Origin of the sequence: Rhizobium sp. H4 (assembly GCF_003013335.1) — a bacterium.
Classification (GTDB): domain Bacteria; phylum Pseudomonadota; class Alphaproteobacteria; order Rhizobiales; family Rhizobiaceae; genus Rhizobium; species Rhizobium sophoriradicis.
This window is the reverse complement of the sequence record NZ_PSOW01000008.1, coordinates 197,182-214,237: the sequence shown is the minus strand read 5'-3', so window position 1 is coordinate 214,237 and position 17,056 is coordinate 197,182. Positions and strand designations below refer to the sequence as shown.

The 17,056-nt window shown below is 64.0% G+C and carries 16 protein-coding genes; 8 read left to right on the top strand and 8 right to left on the bottom strand.

Features of this window, described 5'->3' with window-relative positions:
* Positions 1-5: 5 nt before the first annotated feature.
* The 5 genes from C4N04_RS14705 to C4N04_RS14685 form a co-directional block, all read right to left on the bottom strand.
* Entirely contained in the window at positions 6-776 is a 771-nt protein-coding gene (locus C4N04_RS14705) for an ABC transporter ATP-binding protein (RefSeq protein WP_086156760.1), read from the bottom strand.
* Positions 777-785: 9 nt separating this feature from the next.
* Positions 786-1,769 carry an ABC transporter substrate-binding protein gene (locus C4N04_RS14700; RefSeq protein WP_106796370.1) on the bottom strand — a complete coding sequence of 328 codons (984 nt, stop codon included), beginning with the start codon at positions 1,767-1,769 and terminating at the stop codon, positions 786-788.
* A 38-nt stretch (positions 1,770-1,807) separates the two neighbouring features.
* Positions 1,808-2,659: an ABC transporter permease gene (locus C4N04_RS14695; RefSeq protein ID WP_106796369.1), complete on the bottom strand. Its 852-nt coding sequence runs from the start codon at positions 2,657-2,659 to the stop codon at positions 1,808-1,810.
* Positions 2,660-2,669: 10 nt separating this feature from the next.
* Complete coding sequence (locus tag C4N04_RS14690) at positions 2,670-4,022, bottom strand: LLM class flavin-dependent oxidoreductase (RefSeq protein WP_040113060.1); 1,353 nt, start codon at positions 4,020-4,022, stop codon at positions 2,670-2,672.
* Between the two features lie 329 nt (positions 4,023-4,351).
* Positions 4,352-5,137, bottom strand: a complete 786-nt coding sequence (locus tag C4N04_RS14685; RefSeq protein WP_040113061.1) for an IclR family transcriptional regulator — start codon at positions 5,135-5,137, stop codon at positions 4,352-4,354.
* A 249-nt stretch (positions 5,138-5,386) separates the two neighbouring features.
* Here C4N04_RS14685 and C4N04_RS14680 point away from each other — a divergent pair, with 249 nt between their 5' ends.
* The 8 genes from C4N04_RS14680 to C4N04_RS14645 are packed head-to-tail and all read left to right on the top strand — an operon-like array spanning position 5,387 to position 13,548.
* Positions 5,387-6,460 carry an ABC transporter substrate-binding protein gene (locus C4N04_RS14680; protein ID WP_064685157.1) on the top strand — a complete coding sequence of 358 codons (1,074 nt, stop codon included), beginning with the start codon at positions 5,387-5,389 and terminating at the stop codon, positions 6,458-6,460.
* Between the two features lie 21 nt (positions 6,461-6,481).
* Positions 6,482-7,996 carry a sugar ABC transporter ATP-binding protein gene (locus C4N04_RS14675; RefSeq protein ID WP_106796368.1) on the top strand — a complete coding sequence of 505 codons (1,515 nt, stop codon included), beginning with the start codon at positions 6,482-6,484 and terminating at the stop codon, positions 7,994-7,996.
* A complete protein-coding gene (locus C4N04_RS14670; protein WP_106796367.1) occupies positions 7,993-8,955 on the top strand; it encodes an ABC transporter permease in 963 nt (320 codons plus the stop codon). Before C4N04_RS14675 ends, C4N04_RS14670 begins: the two co-directional genes overlap by 4 nt.
* Complete coding sequence (locus C4N04_RS14665) at positions 8,952-9,893, top strand: ABC transporter permease (protein WP_106796366.1); 942 nt, start codon at positions 8,952-8,954, stop codon at positions 9,891-9,893. Before C4N04_RS14670 ends, C4N04_RS14665 begins: the two co-directional genes overlap by 4 nt.
* Positions 9,890-10,822, top strand: a complete 933-nt coding sequence (locus C4N04_RS14660; RefSeq protein ID WP_106796365.1) for an amidohydrolase family protein — start codon at positions 9,890-9,892, stop codon at positions 10,820-10,822. The genes C4N04_RS14665 and C4N04_RS14660 overlap by 4 nt, the downstream gene beginning before the upstream one ends.
* Positions 10,815-12,125 (top strand): alanine racemase, encoded by a 1,311-nt coding sequence (locus C4N04_RS14655; protein WP_096763884.1) that lies wholly within the window; start codon positions 10,815-10,817, stop codon positions 12,123-12,125. Before C4N04_RS14660 ends, C4N04_RS14655 begins: the two co-directional genes overlap by 8 nt.
* Positions 12,126-12,159: 34 nt before the next feature.
* On the top strand, positions 12,160-12,504 hold the full coding sequence (locus C4N04_RS14650; protein WP_064841708.1) for a RidA family protein: 345 nt from the start codon (positions 12,160-12,162) through the stop codon (positions 12,502-12,504).
* Between the two features lie 30 nt (positions 12,505-12,534).
* The gene (locus C4N04_RS14645) at positions 12,535-13,548 is read left to right on the top strand and encodes a succinylglutamate desuccinylase/aspartoacylase family protein (protein ID WP_106796364.1); all 1,014 of its coding nucleotides are present in this window, start codon (positions 12,535-12,537) and stop codon (positions 13,546-13,548) included.
* On the opposite strand, the gene C4N04_RS14640 is transcribed toward C4N04_RS14645, so the two are convergent.
* The 3 genes from C4N04_RS14640 to C4N04_RS14630 all read right to left on the bottom strand — a co-directional run bounded on the left by C4N04_RS14640 (position 13,545) and on the right by C4N04_RS14630 (position 17,031).
* The gene (locus C4N04_RS14640; RefSeq protein WP_106796363.1) at positions 13,545-14,729 is read right to left on the bottom strand and encodes a hypothetical protein; all 1,185 of its coding nucleotides are present in this window, start codon (positions 14,727-14,729) and stop codon (positions 13,545-13,547) included. The two genes, C4N04_RS14645 and C4N04_RS14640, sit on opposite strands and share 4 nt — an antisense overlap.
* A 108-nt stretch (positions 14,730-14,837) precedes the next feature.
* A complete protein-coding gene (locus C4N04_RS14635) occupies positions 14,838-15,779 on the bottom strand; it encodes a sugar phosphate isomerase/epimerase (protein ID WP_096763888.1) in 942 nt (313 codons plus the stop codon).
* 79 nt (positions 15,780-15,858) lie between these two features.
* Complete coding sequence (locus tag C4N04_RS14630) at positions 15,859-17,031, bottom strand: Gfo/Idh/MocA family oxidoreductase (RefSeq protein ID WP_096763889.1); 1,173 nt, start codon at positions 17,029-17,031, stop codon at positions 15,859-15,861.
* Positions 17,032-17,056 lie beyond the last annotated feature (25 nt).

The window sequence follows — 17,056 nt, the reverse complement described above, 5'->3', positions numbered from 1 at the left end:
AGCCTTCAATGCAGCCCGAACAGGTTGAGCAACTCCTCGCGGTGCCGGACGAATTCCGGGGCGCTGCGGTCGCGGGGTCGCGGTAGATCGATGTCGATCAGGCGCGGCTCGCCTCCCTTTTCCCGAGGCAGGATCAGAATCCGGTCGGCGAGATAGATCGCCTCCTCGAGATCGTGCGTGACGAGAATGGTCGTCACATCCTCATCGCGCCAGATGCGGGCGAGCTCCTGCTGCATGCCGATCTTGGTCATCGCATCGAGCGCGCCGAGCGGTTCGTCGAGCAGCAGGATTTCCGGCTGGACGGCAAGCGCCCGGGCGATGCCGACGCGCTGTGCCATGCCGCCGGACAGTTGCCTTGGATAGGCCGCCTCGAATTGCTGCAGGCCGACGAGCTTGACGTAATGGCGCGCACGCGCCCTCGCCTGCTCGCGGGTGAGACCTCTCGTTTCCAGCCCGAAGGCGACGTTGCCGAGGACGTCGAGCCAGGGAAGAAGGCGCGGCTCCTGGAAGATGACGGCGCGTTCCGCGCCGACGCCGCGGATTGTCTTGCCGTCGACGATTACCTCACCGGTATCGGACTCTTCGAGACCGGCCAGAACCCGGAGCAAGGTCGTCTTGCCCGATCCGCTGGCGCCGACGATGGCGAGGCTTTCACCGGAGCGGATGTGGAGGTTGATATCTTTCAGAACCTGCAGATGGCTGCCGTTCAGCTTGTAGGATTTTGAGAGGTGACGGATCGTCACCTCTCCGCGGCGAATGTCCTGGGCGAGGCTCATTGCAGTTCCTCAGTTGCTTGCCGGCTTGGCGTCGGCGGTGAAGATGATGTCCTTGGCCGCGAGCTGGCCCTGCTTCAGCTTGCCTTCGCGAACCAGGACGTCGATCCAGAACTGGATGTCGCGCTCGACTGGCAGGCCGCCGGCGCGCACGCCGTAGCCCCGGAAATACTGCGCGATATCAGGGTTCTCGCCCCGCTCGCTGAGTGCCTTGGCCAGGATCTTCTTGGTCTCCTCGGGATGTTCGCGGGCATAATCGAGGGCACGGGCCGATTGCTCGACGAAGATCTTCGCAGCCTCGGGATGCTGCTGAATGAAATCACGGCGCAGGACCACGAAGCCGCCGGCGATGTCGCCGAGCACGTCGGTATCGTCGAAGACCGCGCGCAGGCCGCCGTTCTTCAGCGCCGCACCCTCGAAGGTCGTCTGCCAATAGCCGAAGGCGGCAATATCGACCTGCTTGGAGCGCAGCACCTGCTCGAGCTGCGGCCCAGGAACGACGACCTGGTTGGCGGAATCACTCGGCAGGCCAACGGAATGCAGGGCTTCGCGGATGGTATAATCGAGATGGGCGCCGAGCGTGTTGACGGCGATGCTCTTGCCGGCAATGTCCTTGATGCTTTTGATCGGGCTGTCTTCCAGCACGTAGAAGGTCGACTGCACTTCGTCATTGATGCCGTTCGACGGATAGGCGGCGACGAAATCATTGCCGCCGATGATCGAATTCAGCACGGCGGAGGTGGCGGCGCTGCCGATCTCGACGTCCCCGGATGCGAGAGCGATGAGAGAGGCCGGGCCGCCCTGGGCATAGCCGACATTCTCAAAGGTGATGCCGGTGTCTTTGAAATAGCCGAGCTCTTCGGCGAGTTCATGGGCGGCAAGGCCGCCTTGGCTCGCGAGGTAGCGCAGTTTCACCGTGTCGGTGGCGGCGGCCGGCGTGGCAAGACCGAGCGCGATCACGGCCGGCAGGAGAACGTTGCGGGGATGGAAGGTCATGGAAAGTCCTTTCGGAAGAGGAAAATCGGAGGAAAAGATCAGGCGTTCGGCTGCGACCAGCGGCAGAGGCGGCGCTGCAGGAGAACGAGCAGGGCATTGGCGGCAAGCCCGAGGAAGGCGAGCAGCAGGATCGCCGCAAACATCAGCGGGATCTGGAAATTGTACTGGGCGTTCATGACCTGGAATCCGATGCCCTTGTTGGCGCCGATCATCTCGGCGGCGATCAGCAGCAGAAGTGCGGTCGTCGCCGAGAGACGCAGGCCGACGAAGATCGCAGGAACGGAGGCCGGCAGGATGACGCGGCGGAAGATGGTCAGCGACCCGGCGCCATAGGTCCGCGCCATCTCGATGAGCTTCTTGTCCACCTCCTTGACGCCGCCGATCGTGGCGAGCAGCACCGGGAACAGCGTCGCCCAGAAGATCACGAAGATCTTCGACGTTTCGCCGAGGCCAAGCAGCAAGATGAAGACCGGATAGAGCGCCAGCGCCGAGGTCTGGCGGAAGAGCTGCAGGATCGGATCGAGCGCCTGTTCGACCGCCCGAAACTGACCCATGAACAGGCCGAGCGGAATGCCGACCACGACGGCGAAAGCAAAGGCGGTGCCGGATCGCTGCAGGCTGATGGCGATGTCATCGAGCAGTGCGCCATTGGCAAGGTTGGTCCAGAGCGCCGACAGGATCACGTTCAACGGCGGGAAGATGGCGGGATTGATCCAGCCCCTGGTGCTCGACACCTGCCAGAGCACGAGGAAGGCGATGAGCAGACTGTAGCGCGGCAGAAGCGATGCGAGCACACCGCGCACATGCGACGCGAAAGTCGGCGCAATGCTTTCGCCGCTCTTCAGGCGGCCGAAGCTTCTTGGGAGAGCCTGATTGATTTCATAAGCCATGGATCGCTCCTCACTCTGCTGCCTGGAGAGCTGCACGGCCGGCAGCCCACCGATTGGCCGGGAAAGGCAGGCCGAGGTTCTCCCGCAGCGTCTTGCCTTCATAAGCTGTGCGGAACAGGCCGCGGCGCTGCAGTTCCGGGATGACCAGATCGACGAAGTCGTCGAGCGCGGTCGGCAGCCAGGGCGGCAGAATGTTGAAGCCGTCGGCCGCTTCGTTCTCGAACCATGTCTGCAGCGTGTCGGCGATCTGTTCGGCCGTGCCGACGATGGTGTAGTGACCGCGGGCCGATGCGATCCACTGATAGAGCTGGCGGATGGTGAAGTTGTTTTCGTCGGCGATCTGGCGGATAAGGGCCTGGCGGCTCTTCATGCCCTCGGTCGGCGGCGCCGGCGGCAGCGGTCCGTCGAGATCATAGCCGTGCAGGTCGAGCGTGCCGCCGGTCAGGCCGTTGAGGAGGCCGATCCCGTCCTCTTCGACGATGAGCGACGTCAGACGGTCGTATTTCTCCCGCGCCTCCGCTTCGGTTCTGCCGACGAAGGCGGAAACGCCGGGCATGACCAGGATGTGATCAGGGTTACGGCCGAGGCCGCGGGCGCGTGCCTTGATATCCCGGTAGAATTCCTGGGCGGTTTCGATGTGCTGATGGGCGGTGAAGATGACTTCGGCCGTCGCCGCGGCAAGACCGCGTCCATCTTCGGACTGCCCGGCCTGCACGATCACGGGATGGCCCTGCGGCGAGCGCGATACGTTGAGCGGGCCGCGCACGCTGAAGTGTTCGCCGCGATGATCGGTGTCGTGCAACTTCGCCGGGTCGTAGAACACGCCGGTCTCCTTGTCGCGGATGAAGGCGTCGTCCTCGAAGCTTTCCCAGAGTTTGCGGACGACGTCGACGTGCTCGGCGGCGCGGCGATAGCGCTCGGCATGCGGAAGCTGGGTGTCGCGGTTGAAGTTCTGCGCCGTGAGGTCGCCTGTCGTGGTGACGACGTTCCAGCCGGCGCGGCCGTCCGAGATCAGGTCGAGCGAAGCAAATTTCCGGGCAGTGGTATAAGGCTCCTCGTAGGTGGTCGACGACGTCGCGATGAAGCCGAGATGTGTGGTCAGGGGTGCGAGCGCGGAGAACAATGTGACAGGTTCAAAGCCGGCCACGCGGGCGTTGCCGCCTTCACGCGCGCCGCCGAAACCGACCGCCAGTCCGTCTGCCAGGAAATAGGCATCGAAGAGGCCGCGCTCGGCTGTCAAAGCGAGCTTTTTGTGAAATTCGAAACTGGTGGCGCCATCGGCCGGCTGGTCGGGGTGGCGCCAGGATGCAACATGCTGTCCGCCGCCAGGAAGAAATGCTCCAAGCCTGATTTTCCGTGTCATTTCGCGTCCTCTCCGTTTGCCGCCAACGGCTCCGTCGTTTCGGGGCCAAGGTCAGTTTGGCTATCAGGACGTTAGAGTACGTTCTCCATAGATTTTATAGAGAAACTTCATTTCCAAATTGCGGGAGAAGAGTGAATAGTTTTGCGAGATCGGTGTGAATCTGGAAATCGGAGATCGGCGCCCCCGCAAGATGGCGTCTTGCGCTCGGTCGCTGCGTGGCTGTGTCAGGCGGGTGGGCGGCGTTTTAGCGGCTGTCGCTGAACGCCTGCGGACGCACCGGCTTGTCGACGAATGTCCGTGCCGGCAGATATGCCTTGATATGCAAGGCGTCAGCCCCGTCTTGGCCGGGCCGGGGCATGTTCCAGGCCGGCGGCGGCCTTCTTCAGGCAGTCGAGATAGCGGTCCCGGTTGGCGATGCCGTCGTCGCGGGGCGTGACGAGGCAGAGCGTTGCTGCGGCATGGCCTTCCTCGCCGCGCACCGGCACGGCAAAACAATGAGTGAAACTGTCGACGATGCTGTTGAAGGTAAAGAGACCTTCACGCTCGGCCTGGCGCACCTCGGCGATGAAGGTCTGAGGCTCGAGCCATTCGCCGCCCGGCAGGCGGAAATCCTGCGGCGGAATGAAATTCAGGATGTCCTGATCCGACAGATGCGCAACCAGCAGGCGGCCCGACGCCGTCCACGGAATCGGCACCGATTGGCCGACATCGGTCGAAATGCGGAAGGGCCGCGCGCCTTCGCGCATGCGTACGACTGTGTATCTGTTGCCATCCAGCATGCAGAACTGCGCCGTCTCCCGTGTCTCGTCGGCAAGCCGTTCCAGCGTCGCCTCGCATTCGCGGGTAAAATCGAAATGGTTCTCATAGGCGGCGCCGAGGAAATAAAGCTTGCGGCCGAGATAGACGCGCCCCTCGCCGCCGGTGAATTCGAGAATGCCATTGCTCAGCAGCAGGTTGACGAGTTCGTACACCGATGAGCGCGGCGCACCGATCTGCGCGGCGATTTCATTCGGCTTCAAGGCCTGCCGCTTCTGGCGCAGAAAATCGAGGATCTCGAAGGCGCGGTCGAGCCCTCGGGCGCGCTTGCCGGCTGCTTCGTCCTGAACTGCATCCATCACTGTCAATCCGTTCTTCTTGGGCCCCGTGCTTGTCGGGCTCTGTTCTTGTCCGGCCAAGCTTTTCAAGCCGTCTGCCGCGACTGTCAATCGATCGCGTCATGCTTCGCAAATGAATCTTCGCACCCCCTCTTGCGGGGTAAAAAAATCGGCATAAGATCGGCTCGTCCGGTATAAAGATCATATGTACAATATAGCGGACAATTACAAATGGCAAGCCGCCAGCGCTGCCGCAAAAAGGGGATCGACATGAAGAATTTTGAAGAAAGCATTTCCGTTTCACTGCGCCGCCGCCTTCTCGCCGGCGCTGCCGCCGCAGCCACCCTGCTTGCCTTTTCGGCCGGCACGGCCTCAGCCGCCGCCAATTGCATCAAGGGAGACAGGAAGGCGCCCTACACGATCGGCTGGGCGAACATCTATTCGGTGCCGACCTGGATGAAGCAGACCGAAGGGACCATCACGGCCGAAGTGGAGGAGCTGAAGAAGGCGGGCCTCGTCAAGGACCTGATGATCACCGACGCGCAGGGCAACGCCCAGACGCAGATCCAGCATATCCAGTCGATGATCGACGCGAATATCGACGCCATCGTCGTCATCGCCGGCTCCTCCAACGCGCTCGATCGCGTCATTTCCGATGCCTGCGACAAGGGTATCGCCGTCGTCAATTTCGACAGCCTTGTGAACACCGACAAGGTGACGGCGAAGATCAACACCGATTCCAACGAATGGGGCGCGACCGCGGCCAAATGGATGGTCAGCCAGCTCGGCGGCAAGGGCAAGATCATCATCATGAACGGCCCGGCCGGCATTTCGGTCAGCGACGACCGCCGCAAGGGCGCCCAGCCGGTGCTCGATGCCAATCCGGGTCTGCAGGTGATCACCGAGACCAACACCGAATATAACGTCGCGCCGGCACAGGAAGCGATGACCAGCCTGCTGTTTGCCAATCCCGAAATCGACGGCGTGCTGTCGCTCGGCGGCGCGCTGTCGGCCGGGTCCGTCCTTGCCTTCGAGCGCCAGGGCCGCGACCAGGTACCGACGACAGGCGAAAATGCCCGGCAGTTCCTGGAACTCTGGAAGGAGAAGGGCCTGAAGGGCTGGGCGACGATGCAGCCGAACTGGCTCGGTGCGCTTTCCGTCTATACCGCCGTGCAGGCGCTGCAAGGCAAGGACGTGCCCTCCTTCGTCAAGGTGCCGCTGCCCGTCATCGACGACAGCACCATCGGCAGCTACCTCGCCCGGGCCGACAAGTTCCCGGCTGACGGCTATATCTACTCGGATTACGACAAGGCGCTGTTCGACAAGCTGCTTGCCACCAAGTAATCCGGATTGAGGGATGCCGTCATGACGGAAAAAAGGCCCCTGCTGGAAGCCCGGCAGGTGTTCAAGGGATTTTTCGGCAATCCGGTCCTGAAGGGCGTTGATATCGCTCTTCTGCCGGGCAGGGTTCACGCCCTGCTCGGCGAAAACGGCGCCGGCAAGTCGACGTTGATCAATCTGCTGTCCGGCGCCCTCCAGCCGGACAGCAGCGCCATCCTCATCGACGGCAGGCCTGTCGGGCGTTTCAGCCCGGCGGCGGCGCGCGCCGCCGGCATCGCCGTGGTTCAACAGGAGCTGAGCCTGACGGCCAGCCTGTCGATTGCCGAAAACATCGGGACCGGCGCCTTTCCGCGCCGGTTCGGCCTCATCGACTATCGAGCGCTGCATCGCGGCGTACGAGAGGTCTGCGACATGGTCGGACTGACCGAGCCGCTCGACATGCCGGTCGCCGATCTCGCCCTCGGCCGCCGCCAGATGGTGGAAATCGCCAAGGCGCTGTTCCGCAAGCCGCGCGTGCTGATCCTGGACGAGCCGACCTCGTCGCTCTCGGCGCACGAAGCCGGCATCCTGGCCCGGCTGATCGAGACTCTGAGCGCGCGCGGCACGGCGCTTCTTTATATCTCCCACCGCCTCAACGAGGTGCAGGCGCTCTGCTCGCATGTCACCGTGCTGAAGGATGGCGTCGTCACGGCGGATCAATCGCTGTCCGGCATCGACGGCGAGGGTCTGGTGCGCCTGATGGTCGGCCGTGAGACCGGCGACCTGTTCCCGCCGCGCCCGGCCGCGGCACCCGGTGCGATGTGCATCAGCGTCGAAGGTTTTTCGGCCGGCATGGTGCGTGATGTCGCTTTCTCCGCCCGCGCCGGCGAGATCGTCGGCATCGGCGGGCTGGTGGGACAAGGGCAGGAAGACCTGCTGCTCGGCCTCTATGGCGCGATTCCCGCGTCTGCCGCCCGGGCGGAAGTATCAGGTAAGCCCGGCCTGCCCGCCGATGTTGGTGCGGCGAATGCGGCGGGCATCGTCTATGTGCCGGCCGACCGCAAACATGAGGGACTGGTGCTGCCGCATTCCATTGCCGCCAATCTCATCCTGCCCTCGCTCGGACGGCTCGCCCGCAAGGGGCTGCGCGACCTGACGGCGGAAAGCGGCCTGGTCGCCAATCTCGCCCGCCGGCTGACGATCAAGGGCGATACGACCCGCCCGGTGCAGGCGCTTTCCGGCGGCAACCAGCAGAAGGTGGCGCTTGCCAAATGGCTGCCGCTCGATCCCTCCATTCTGCTTCTCAACGATCCGACCCGCGGTGTCGACATCGAGACCAAGCGGGAAATCTACCTGATGCTGCGCGCCTTCGCCGCCGAGGGGCGGCTCGTCATTCTCGTCAGTTCGGATACGCCGGAACTCGTCCATCTCTGCGACCGCGTCGTGGTTCTGCGCGAGGGCCGCGTCGCGGCAACACTATCGCAGGATGCGATCAGCGAAGGCGCGATCGTCGGTGCGGCCATGGGTATTGCGGCTACGCCGCGGGGAGAGGCGGCATGAGCACGATTTCGTCATCCCGGCTCTACGGTTCGATCCAGCTCCGCCGCAACCGCGGCCTTGCCGGCCTCTATCTGGTCGTCGCCGGCTTTCTCATCCTCTACGCGGTGCTCTTTCCCGGCATCCTGACCATCGGCGGATTTTCCAAGTTCACGCAAAACTGGTTCCCGCTCGCCCTCGTCACCATGGCACAGGCGCTGCTCATGCTGAACGGCGGCATCACGCTGGCGATCGGCCCGCTGGTCAGCCTCGGCGCGGTGATCGCGGCGACGACGATGCAAGGGGTGCTCGGCGTGCCGGGCGGCATTGTCGCGGTCGCGCTCGCCGGCCTTTCGATCGGCGCCGTCATCGGCGCCATCGTCACGTATCTGAGGCTGCCGGCGATCATCGTCACGCTGGCCGGCTCCTTCATCATCAGCGGCGTCGCGCTCATCCTGCTGCCGCGGCCGGGCGGCTTCATTCCCGACTGGCTGTCGACGGTGCTTGCCGGCCACACGCCCGTCGCCTTCCTGCTGCTGGTGGTGATCCTGGTGCTTTGGAAAGCCTTTCTCGCCACGCCGCTCGGCCTCGGCATCTATGCGGCCGGCGACAACCCGGTCGGCGCATTTCGCTCCGGTGTCCCGGTCGAGCGGGTGAAGGTCACAGCCTTCGCACTCTCCGGTCTGCTTGCGGCGCTGACCGGCCTCTTTGTCGCCGCACAGACCGGCTCGGGCGATCCCGTCATCGGCACGCCCTTCACGCTGAACTCGATCGCCGCCGCCGTGCTCGGCGGCGTCGGCTTCCTCGGCGGCAAGGGCACGATGCGTGGCGCGATCTGCGGCAGCCTGCTGCTCTCGGTGATGATCAACGTGATGTTCTTCATGGGCTTCCCGCCGGTCGCCCAATATGTCGCGCAAGGCTTGATCATCGTCGGCGCGGTCGCCGTTCCGGAGCTTCTTGGGGTTTGGAGGGCAAGGCGATGAACATCATCCGATCCGCGTTTCGCAATCCGCCGCTGCTGACCTTCCTTCTGGTCGCCCTCGTCTGGATCGTTGCAAGCTTCACATTGCGCGGTTTCGGCGCCTATGGCCACCTGCGGTACCTCCTTGAACTCGCCGCGGTGATCGGCATCGTCGCGGCCGGTCAGACGCTCGTCATCCTGATGGGCGGCATCGATCTTTCGGTCGGCGCTGTTATCACAGTCACGGCTATCCTGCTGCCGCTGATCTCGCCTGCCTGGGATCCGACTGGCCTTGCCGGTATCGCCGTAGCCCTTGCCATCGCCACGGTCATCGGCCTGATGAACGGAGCGGGAGCGGCTTATCTTCGCGTGCCGCCGATCATCATGACGCTTGCCATGGCGACTTTCCTGCAGGGTCTGCTCGTCATCGTCGCCGGCGGCAGCGCCGTCACCGTCACCAACCCGGCGGTCATTCTGCTCGGCCAGGCGCGGCCGTTCGGCATTCCCTCGGGCATTCTGCTTTGGCTCGCCGTCTCGATCGTCGTCCTGCTGCTTGTCCACCGCATGCCGATCGGCGCCCGGTTCCTGGCGCTCGGGGTAAACCCGCTCGCCGCCCGGCTTTCAGGAATCAGCGTCACCCGCAATACGCTCATCGTCCATACCCTGTCCGGTTTCTTCGCCGGGCTTGCCGGCATTCTGGTGCTCGGCATGAACCGGCAAGGTTATGTCGGCATCGGCGATCCCTATCTGCTGACGTCGATTGCCGCCGTCGTGCTCGGCGGCACGTCGATTCTCGGCGGCCGCGGCACCTATGCCGGCACTATCCCGGGGGCGATCCTGCTCGTCACCACGACGGCGCTGATCACCGTCGTCAACGCTTCGCCCGGCTGGCGCTCGATCATGTTCGGCACGCTGATCCTCGCCCTGCTGCTGGTGTCCGGCCGCGAGGCGCGCAGATGACGGAGCGCTACGGCGGGCCGGTGATCGACCCACACCACCACCTCTGGGACCTCAGCCTGCAGCGCCATCCCTGGCTTCAGAACGCGCCGGCTGGTCTCGCGCCGATCCTGCGTGATTACGGCATCGACGATTATCGCGCCGATGCCGCGCGACAGAACGTCGTTGCGACGGTGCATGTGGAGGCCGGCTGGTCGGCTGCCTACCCGCTGGAAGAGAGCCGCTGGCTGGATGGCCTCGACCGCAGCTCCGGCGTGGCGCACCGTTATATCGCCGGCGTTCCTCTCGACGGCCCGGATGCCCCGCGCCTGCTCGAAGCGGAAGCGGAAAACCCAAACGTCGTCGGCATCCGCGATATTCTGAGCTGGCATCCCGATGCGGCGAAGCGTTTTGCATCGCGTCCGGATCGCATGGGCGATCCCGCCTGGCGCGCTGGGCTTGCCCATGCCACGCGGCTCGGGCTGGTCTTCGACCTGATGCTCTATCCCTGGCAGATGGCCGAGGCGCTCGACCTGGTGCGGGCCTTTCCGCAAACGCTTTTCGTCCTCAACCACGGCGGCAGCCCCATCGACCGGACGGAGGACGGCATGGCGCTCTGGCGCCGCGGCCTGCGGGCGCTCGGCGGCGAGCCGAATTTGCGCCTGAAGATCTCCGACCTCGTCGCCTATGACCATGCGTGGACGCTTGAAAGCCTGCGGCCGGTGATTGCACATTGCCTCGATTGTTTCGGCCCTGAACGTGCGATGTTTGCGAGCGATTTTCCGGTCGCCGGCCTGCATGCTTCTTTCGACGAGGTCTATCAGGTGTTCCGCACGGTCGCCGCCGAGCTCTCCCTCGACGAGCAGCGCGCTTTGTTCTTTGCCACCGCCAACGAAACCTATCGCCTTGGTTTGGCTGATCCGGCCGAGATCGGGAGAGCTTCCCATGTCTGACCTTCATGCCGCGAACGAAAACATCCTGATCGACGAGCGGACGCGCGGCTTTCCCCCGGGCCATCCGCCTCTTTCGCCTGCTGCCATCGGCCAGCAGGGGTGGAAACCATATGACGGCAAGATGGCGCTGCCGCTGCTCTCGCTCGACCGTCAGGCCTTCGCCGGCAATGTCGGGCTAATGATGGCCTACGTGAAGAGCAATAGCGCCGAAATCGCACCGCACGCCAAAACGCCGATGTCGACAGCGCTGGCTGACATGCTTCTTTCGGCCGGCGCCTGGGGCACGACGGTCGCCGACATTCGCCAGGCCGCCGTGCTGCTCAAGGCAGGACAGCGCCGCATGATCCTTGCCAACGAGATCGGCGGGGCCGCCGCCGCCCGCCGGCTCGCGGCCCTGCTTTCGGACTATTCCGACGCGGAAGTTCACGTCTTCGTGGATTCGACAGCGTTGGTCGAGGCGCTTGCCTCCGCCTGGTTGGAACGTGGAGATCTGCCACCGCTCGGCCTGATGGTGGAATTCGGCGCCGGCCGCGCCGGCCTTCGCAGCGCTGATGCTGGCGCGGCGATTCTCGATGCGATCCTTGCCGTGGAGACGCCGGCCTTCCGGCTGAGCGGCATCGCCGCCTATGAGGGCGCGGCGGCGACCGCCGATCCGGAAGAGACGATGCTTCGCATCGACGCGCTGATGGCGATGACATCAGATTTCCTGCCGAAGATCCGCGCCCGCATTGGAAGAGAGCGGCCGCTTCTCGTTACAGCAGGCGGTTCGGCGTTTTTCGATATCGTGGTTGCGCGACTTTCAGCGGTTGTCGCAGCCGATCCCGCCTGCCGACTGGTGCTGCGCAGCGGTGCGATCTTCTTTCACGATCATGGCGTCTATGAACGTGGCCTTGCCGGTCTCGATGCGCGCGGCGGCTTTCGCATCGGCGGCGAAATCGTTTCCGCGGCGGCAGGTTTCCGTCCGGCGCTCAGGATCTGGGCCGAGGTCCTGTCGCGGCCGGAGCCAGGGCTTGCGATCTCAGGCATGGGCATGCGCGATGTGGCGATGGACCAGGACTTGCCGCGGCCCTTAGCGCTTTATCGCAATGGCGTGCACCTCGCCGACCTCGAGGGCGCGAGGGTTTTCCGGCTCAATGATCAGCACGCCTTCATGGCGCTTGCCGATGACAGCGACGTCGCCGTGGGCGACGTCATCGAGTTCGGCATCTCACATCCCTGCACCTGCCTTGACCGGCATGCGATCCTTTATGGCCTCGATCCGGATCATTCGGTGACGGCAGCCTATCTGACCAGCTTCGGCTGAACTCCCTCGTTAAACCAAGAAAAGGAAAACCTGCATGATCCAGCGTTATCAGAAGGGCTCGCGTATGAGCCAGGCCGTCAGCTACGGCGGTCTCGTCTATATTGCCGGTCAGGTTGCGGAAAACCGCAAGGCCGATATCGAGGAGCAGACCCGCGATGTGCTCGGCAAGATCGACGCCCTTTTGCAGGAAGCCGGCACCGATCGCTCGCGTCTCCTCGCTGTCAACGTCTTCCTGCCGGCGATTACCGATTTCGAGGCGATGAACGGCGTTTATGACAGCTGGATCGACATCGAAAACCCACCGGCCCGCGCCTGCACCGAAGCCCGCCTTGCCGATCCGGACCTGCGCGTCGAAATGACCGCGGTCGCCGCCCTCTGATCGAGGGCAAGCGCTTGAACTGGAGACATCATGCATAGTGGTCTCGTCAATCCGATCGACTTTTCGCGCGAGGGCCGCCAGACCGGTCATCTCGCCATTCCCTATTCGATCGACCGTTCGCCCTACTATCAGATCCGCATTCCGATCCTTCGCCTCAAAAATGGCGAAGGGCCATCTTTGCTGCTGATGGCCGGCAATCACGGCGACGAATATGAGGGCGAACTGCAGCTCGGTCGGCTGATGCGCCTGCTCGACGCCGCTGAAATCCGCGGCGCCATCACCATCCTGCCGATGGCGAACCTGCCGGCGGTGATGGCAGCCAAACGCTGCTCGCCCTTCGACGGCGGCAACCTCAACCGGGCCTTTCCCGGCGATCCCATGGGGCCGCCGACGGCGCGCCTGGCGCATTTCCTCGAACACGAACTCTTCCCGCGCCACGACGTCGTCTTCGACCTGCATTCAGGCGGCACGTCGATGGCGCACCTGCCCTGCACCCTGATCGAGCGGCAGGCCGACGCCACCCGCTTCGAGCGTTCCGTCTCGCTGATGCGGGCGATCGGCGCATCGCATGCCTTCATCGCCGACAATGGCCCGGCGGCGCCGACATCGATGGGGGCTGGGGCACGGGCCGGCATCATCGGTCTTTCCGGCGAGTTCGGCGGCGGCGGAACCGTGACGCCCGCGACGATGGCCTTCACGGCGGCGGCGATCGACCGGCTGCTCGTGGCGCTCGGCATCGTCGGGCGTCCGGTCCTTTCTCGCACGCCGCTCGCCGAGCCGGGGTCGCTGCAGCTGCTGTCGCTCTCCCGGCACAGCCAGGGCATCTATGCCGACCGTAGAGGCTGGTTCGAGCCCGCCGCAGTCCTTGGCGCCACCGTTTCGGCCGGCGGTCTGGCCGGATGGTATCACGATCTGGAACGCCTGGGGCAGTTGGAGGAAGAGCTGCGCTTTGCCGAGGACGGCATCGTCATTTCCCACCGGCTGCATTGCGACAGCCAGGCCGGCGATTGTCTGATCCAGGTCGCCGAACCGATTGCCGCTTAGCTGATCGCGGCGACCGCCGCCTTGACCCAGTCGAGACGCTTTGCCGGGATGAGGCCGTAATTGTAGAAGTTCACGCCGTCGGCGCCGGCATCGACGGCGGCCTTGGCGCGGGCCGCCAGGATCGCGGCTTCACCGACCTCGGGATAGAAGACGCGCAGGCCGACGCCGAGGAATTTTTCCGATCCAAGTGCGGCCCGACCGGTGCGGATGACATCGCCGATCGCATTCGGCTCCATGTCGTAGCAGCAGAGGATCGCCCCGTCGCAGAGCTTGCCGACGGCTGAGAGATCGACGCCGCCAAGCCAGCCGTCCTTCAGGTCGATCAGTACGATCCGGCTCGCCGGATCGGCCGCCGCCTTGATCTCGCCGATCAGGCTGGTCACCGGTTCGCTGCGCCAAGCGAGATAGGCATGAAGATCGGGGTGGTCGCCGAAGGCATCGATGCCGGCTGCCGGAAATTCCGGGAACTGCCGTTCCGGCACATCACGTTCGCAGAGTTCGGCGATGAAACGCGCAACCGTTCGGCGCGCGCCTTCGACCGGCACGCCGGCCCTTGCCGCGCGCGTCATGCAATGGTCGCAGAAGCAGAGCGACAGCAGGAAATCGTCTTCTGCATTCAGGCCGACGCCGTCCTTCTCATGATGGTATTCATGCGCGAAGCCCATGAAGTTCGGGCTTTCGAGTTCGACCATATCCGGCCGGTAATTCGTGGTGATGTCGCGCACGAGGGTGACGGCATAGGCGCGCGCCGCCGGGCTGGAGGGGCAGAGATTGTAATAGTTGGCATTGCCGAAGGCGTTGCGCGTCACGTGATCGGGATGCAGCATGCCGAGACGGCTATTGTGGAGGCAGACCGTCCAGCAGGAGACCTTGAGACCCGTGACGTCGCGGTCCTGGGTCAGTGCCTCCAGCATGTCGCCGCGCTCGGTCACATTCGCCGCCATCAGCGGCCGGATCAGCTTGTCCTGCCACAGGCTCTCGTCCGGCCGAAAGTAGACCGTGCCGTCCTCGGGAAAATAGGCCTTCTGCCGCGGGCTGCGCGGCTGGAGGAAGCGGCCCGCATGATAGGAGGTCGCCATGCTGATCGTGTTGAGGCCTGCCCGGTTGCGAAACTCGGCGGCAATCGCATCAAGCTCCTGGTCCTGGATATCCCAGGGGTAGGTCCACATGGAAAGGTGCATGGCGCGCTCCGCTCAAGTCTGTCCGCTTTATAGAACATGTGTCCATAATAGTGTCCAGGCTGATCTTTGAACGCGGAGGGCGGGCGAAAGTCGCCCGCCCCTGCCCCGTCAGCGGCTGATCGTTGCTTGCAGCGCATCGATGGAGGATTGGATGCCGGCCTCGGTCGACATGGTGAAGTCTTCCATCTCGAGGCTGACCCAGCCGTTGTAACCGACCATCCGCACGACCGAGAAGAACTCCTTCCACCACTGCAGGTCATGGCCGGCGCCGACGGCGACATAATTCCAGCTTCGGTTGGCGACGTCGGTGACGTCCTTCAGTTCCAGCAGGCCATTGACGTCGGCGAGACCACGCTCGATGCGGGTGTCCTTGCCGTGGCAATGATGGATCGCGTTACCCAGCGCGCGTGCCGAAGCAATCGGATCGGCGCCCTTCCAGAACAGATGGCTGGGATCGAGGTTCATGCCGACGGACGGCCCGACCTCGTTGCGCAGGCGGAACAGGGTTTCCGGGTTCCAGACCAGCATCGCCGAGAAGTTTTCAAGCGCGTATCTCTCGACGCCGACTTCCTTGGCGAGCTTGACCAGATCGTGCCAGAGCGGGAAGGCGCGGTCTTCCCACTGGTAGCGGTCGCGTTCCGGCATCTCGTCCGGCCAGCTCTTGGTGTAGACCAGCCAGTTCGGCACCATGTCACCGGGCACGGCTTCCGGAAGTCCGGACATCGTCACGATGGTCTTGACGCCGATCTCGCCGGCAAGACGGATCGTCTGTTCCATTTCCTTGCGGTGGCGCTTGCCCATATCGCCAGGATCGAGCGGGTTTGCCGAGCAGTTCAGCGCCGCGATTTCAAGACCACGCGCTTCGATTTCCCTGAGCCTGGTTTTCAAAAGCCCCTTGTCTTCAAGTAGTTCGTCAGCACGGAAATGCGGGGCGCGCGACCAGCCGCCGCCGGTCATTTCGATGCCCTCGACGCCGAGTTCAACGCATTTGTCGAGCATATCAGTAAATGACAGGTTGCCCATCACGTCGGTGCAAATGGAGAGTTTCATCGTCTCGATCTTTCCTTATGAAAAATGAGGGCGCGCCTTGTGAGGGGTGGAGGAGATCCCGGCGCGCCCCCGGAGGGAACTATTTGAAGTCGACCCAGGCGGCACCCGCATCAGCCGAGCGGACGCAGTTTTCCAGCCAGCGCACGCCTTCGGTGCCGGCTTCGATGCCGGGATAATGGTGGCTCCTGAGGAAAGCTTCGTCGCCGCGGCGCTTTGCGTCGATCGCCTGGGCGATCCAGAGGTAGATGTTCGCCCAGCTGTCGCCGAGGCCTTCGGTGTGCAGTGCGCCCATGCGGTCGGCCGCGAGGCTTTCCTCTTCGAGATAGGGCATGCCGTGGTGCAGGGTGCGGGTCGGCTCGCCCTGGACTTCGTAAATCAGCTGGTCGGGCTGGGCATCCGACCATTCGATCGAAGCCTTGGAGCCGACGAAACGGTAGCGCTGCGACCCCATGTTGCCGGCATTGACCGACGACACCCAGAGACGGCCGCGGGCGCCGTTGTCGTAATGCATGAGAACGGTTGCGTGGTCTTCGAGCGGCGCGCGGGTCGGAATAAAGGCTTTGCGGTCGCAGAGCAGTTTTTCGATCTTCAGATGCGGCAGCACCACTTCGGAGAGATAATAGAGGTGGGTGCCGATATCGCCGAGAACGAAGGTCGGGCCGGCGGTCTTCGGATTGGTGCGCCATTTCACCGCCTCGCCGGCGCCGGCGTCGTCGCCCGAATTGAAGCCGTGGGTATATTGCATGTCGACGATGCGGATTTCCCCGAGCATGTCCTTCTTGACCATAGCCGCCATCTGATGAACCAGCGGATGGCCGGTGAAGCCATAGGTGACGCCCACGATCAGGTTCTTCTCTTCCGCGAGCTTCGCGATCTCATCGCATTCGGTGACGGTGAAGAACAGCGGCTTTTCGCAGATCACGTGCAGCCCGGCTTCCAGGCACGACTTGGTGATCTCGTAATGGGTGAAGTTCGGCGTGGCGATCGAGACGACCTCGACGCCGTCCTCGCGCCGGGCCTCCCCGGCGATCAGCTCCTTGTAGTGGCCATAGCATCTGTCGGCTGAGACGCCGATCTTCGTGCCGAAGTCACGCCCACGCTCGGCTTCGAGGTCGAAGGCGCCGCAGACGAGCCGGTAGGTGCCGTCCCGCTGGGCGCCGGTTCGATGCTTGTAGCCCACCTGCCCGGTGCGGCCGCCGCCGACCATGCCCCAGCGCAAGGGGCGCTCGATGGATCTTTCTCCGTTGATCATCCGATCATTGCTCCTGAAATGGCCT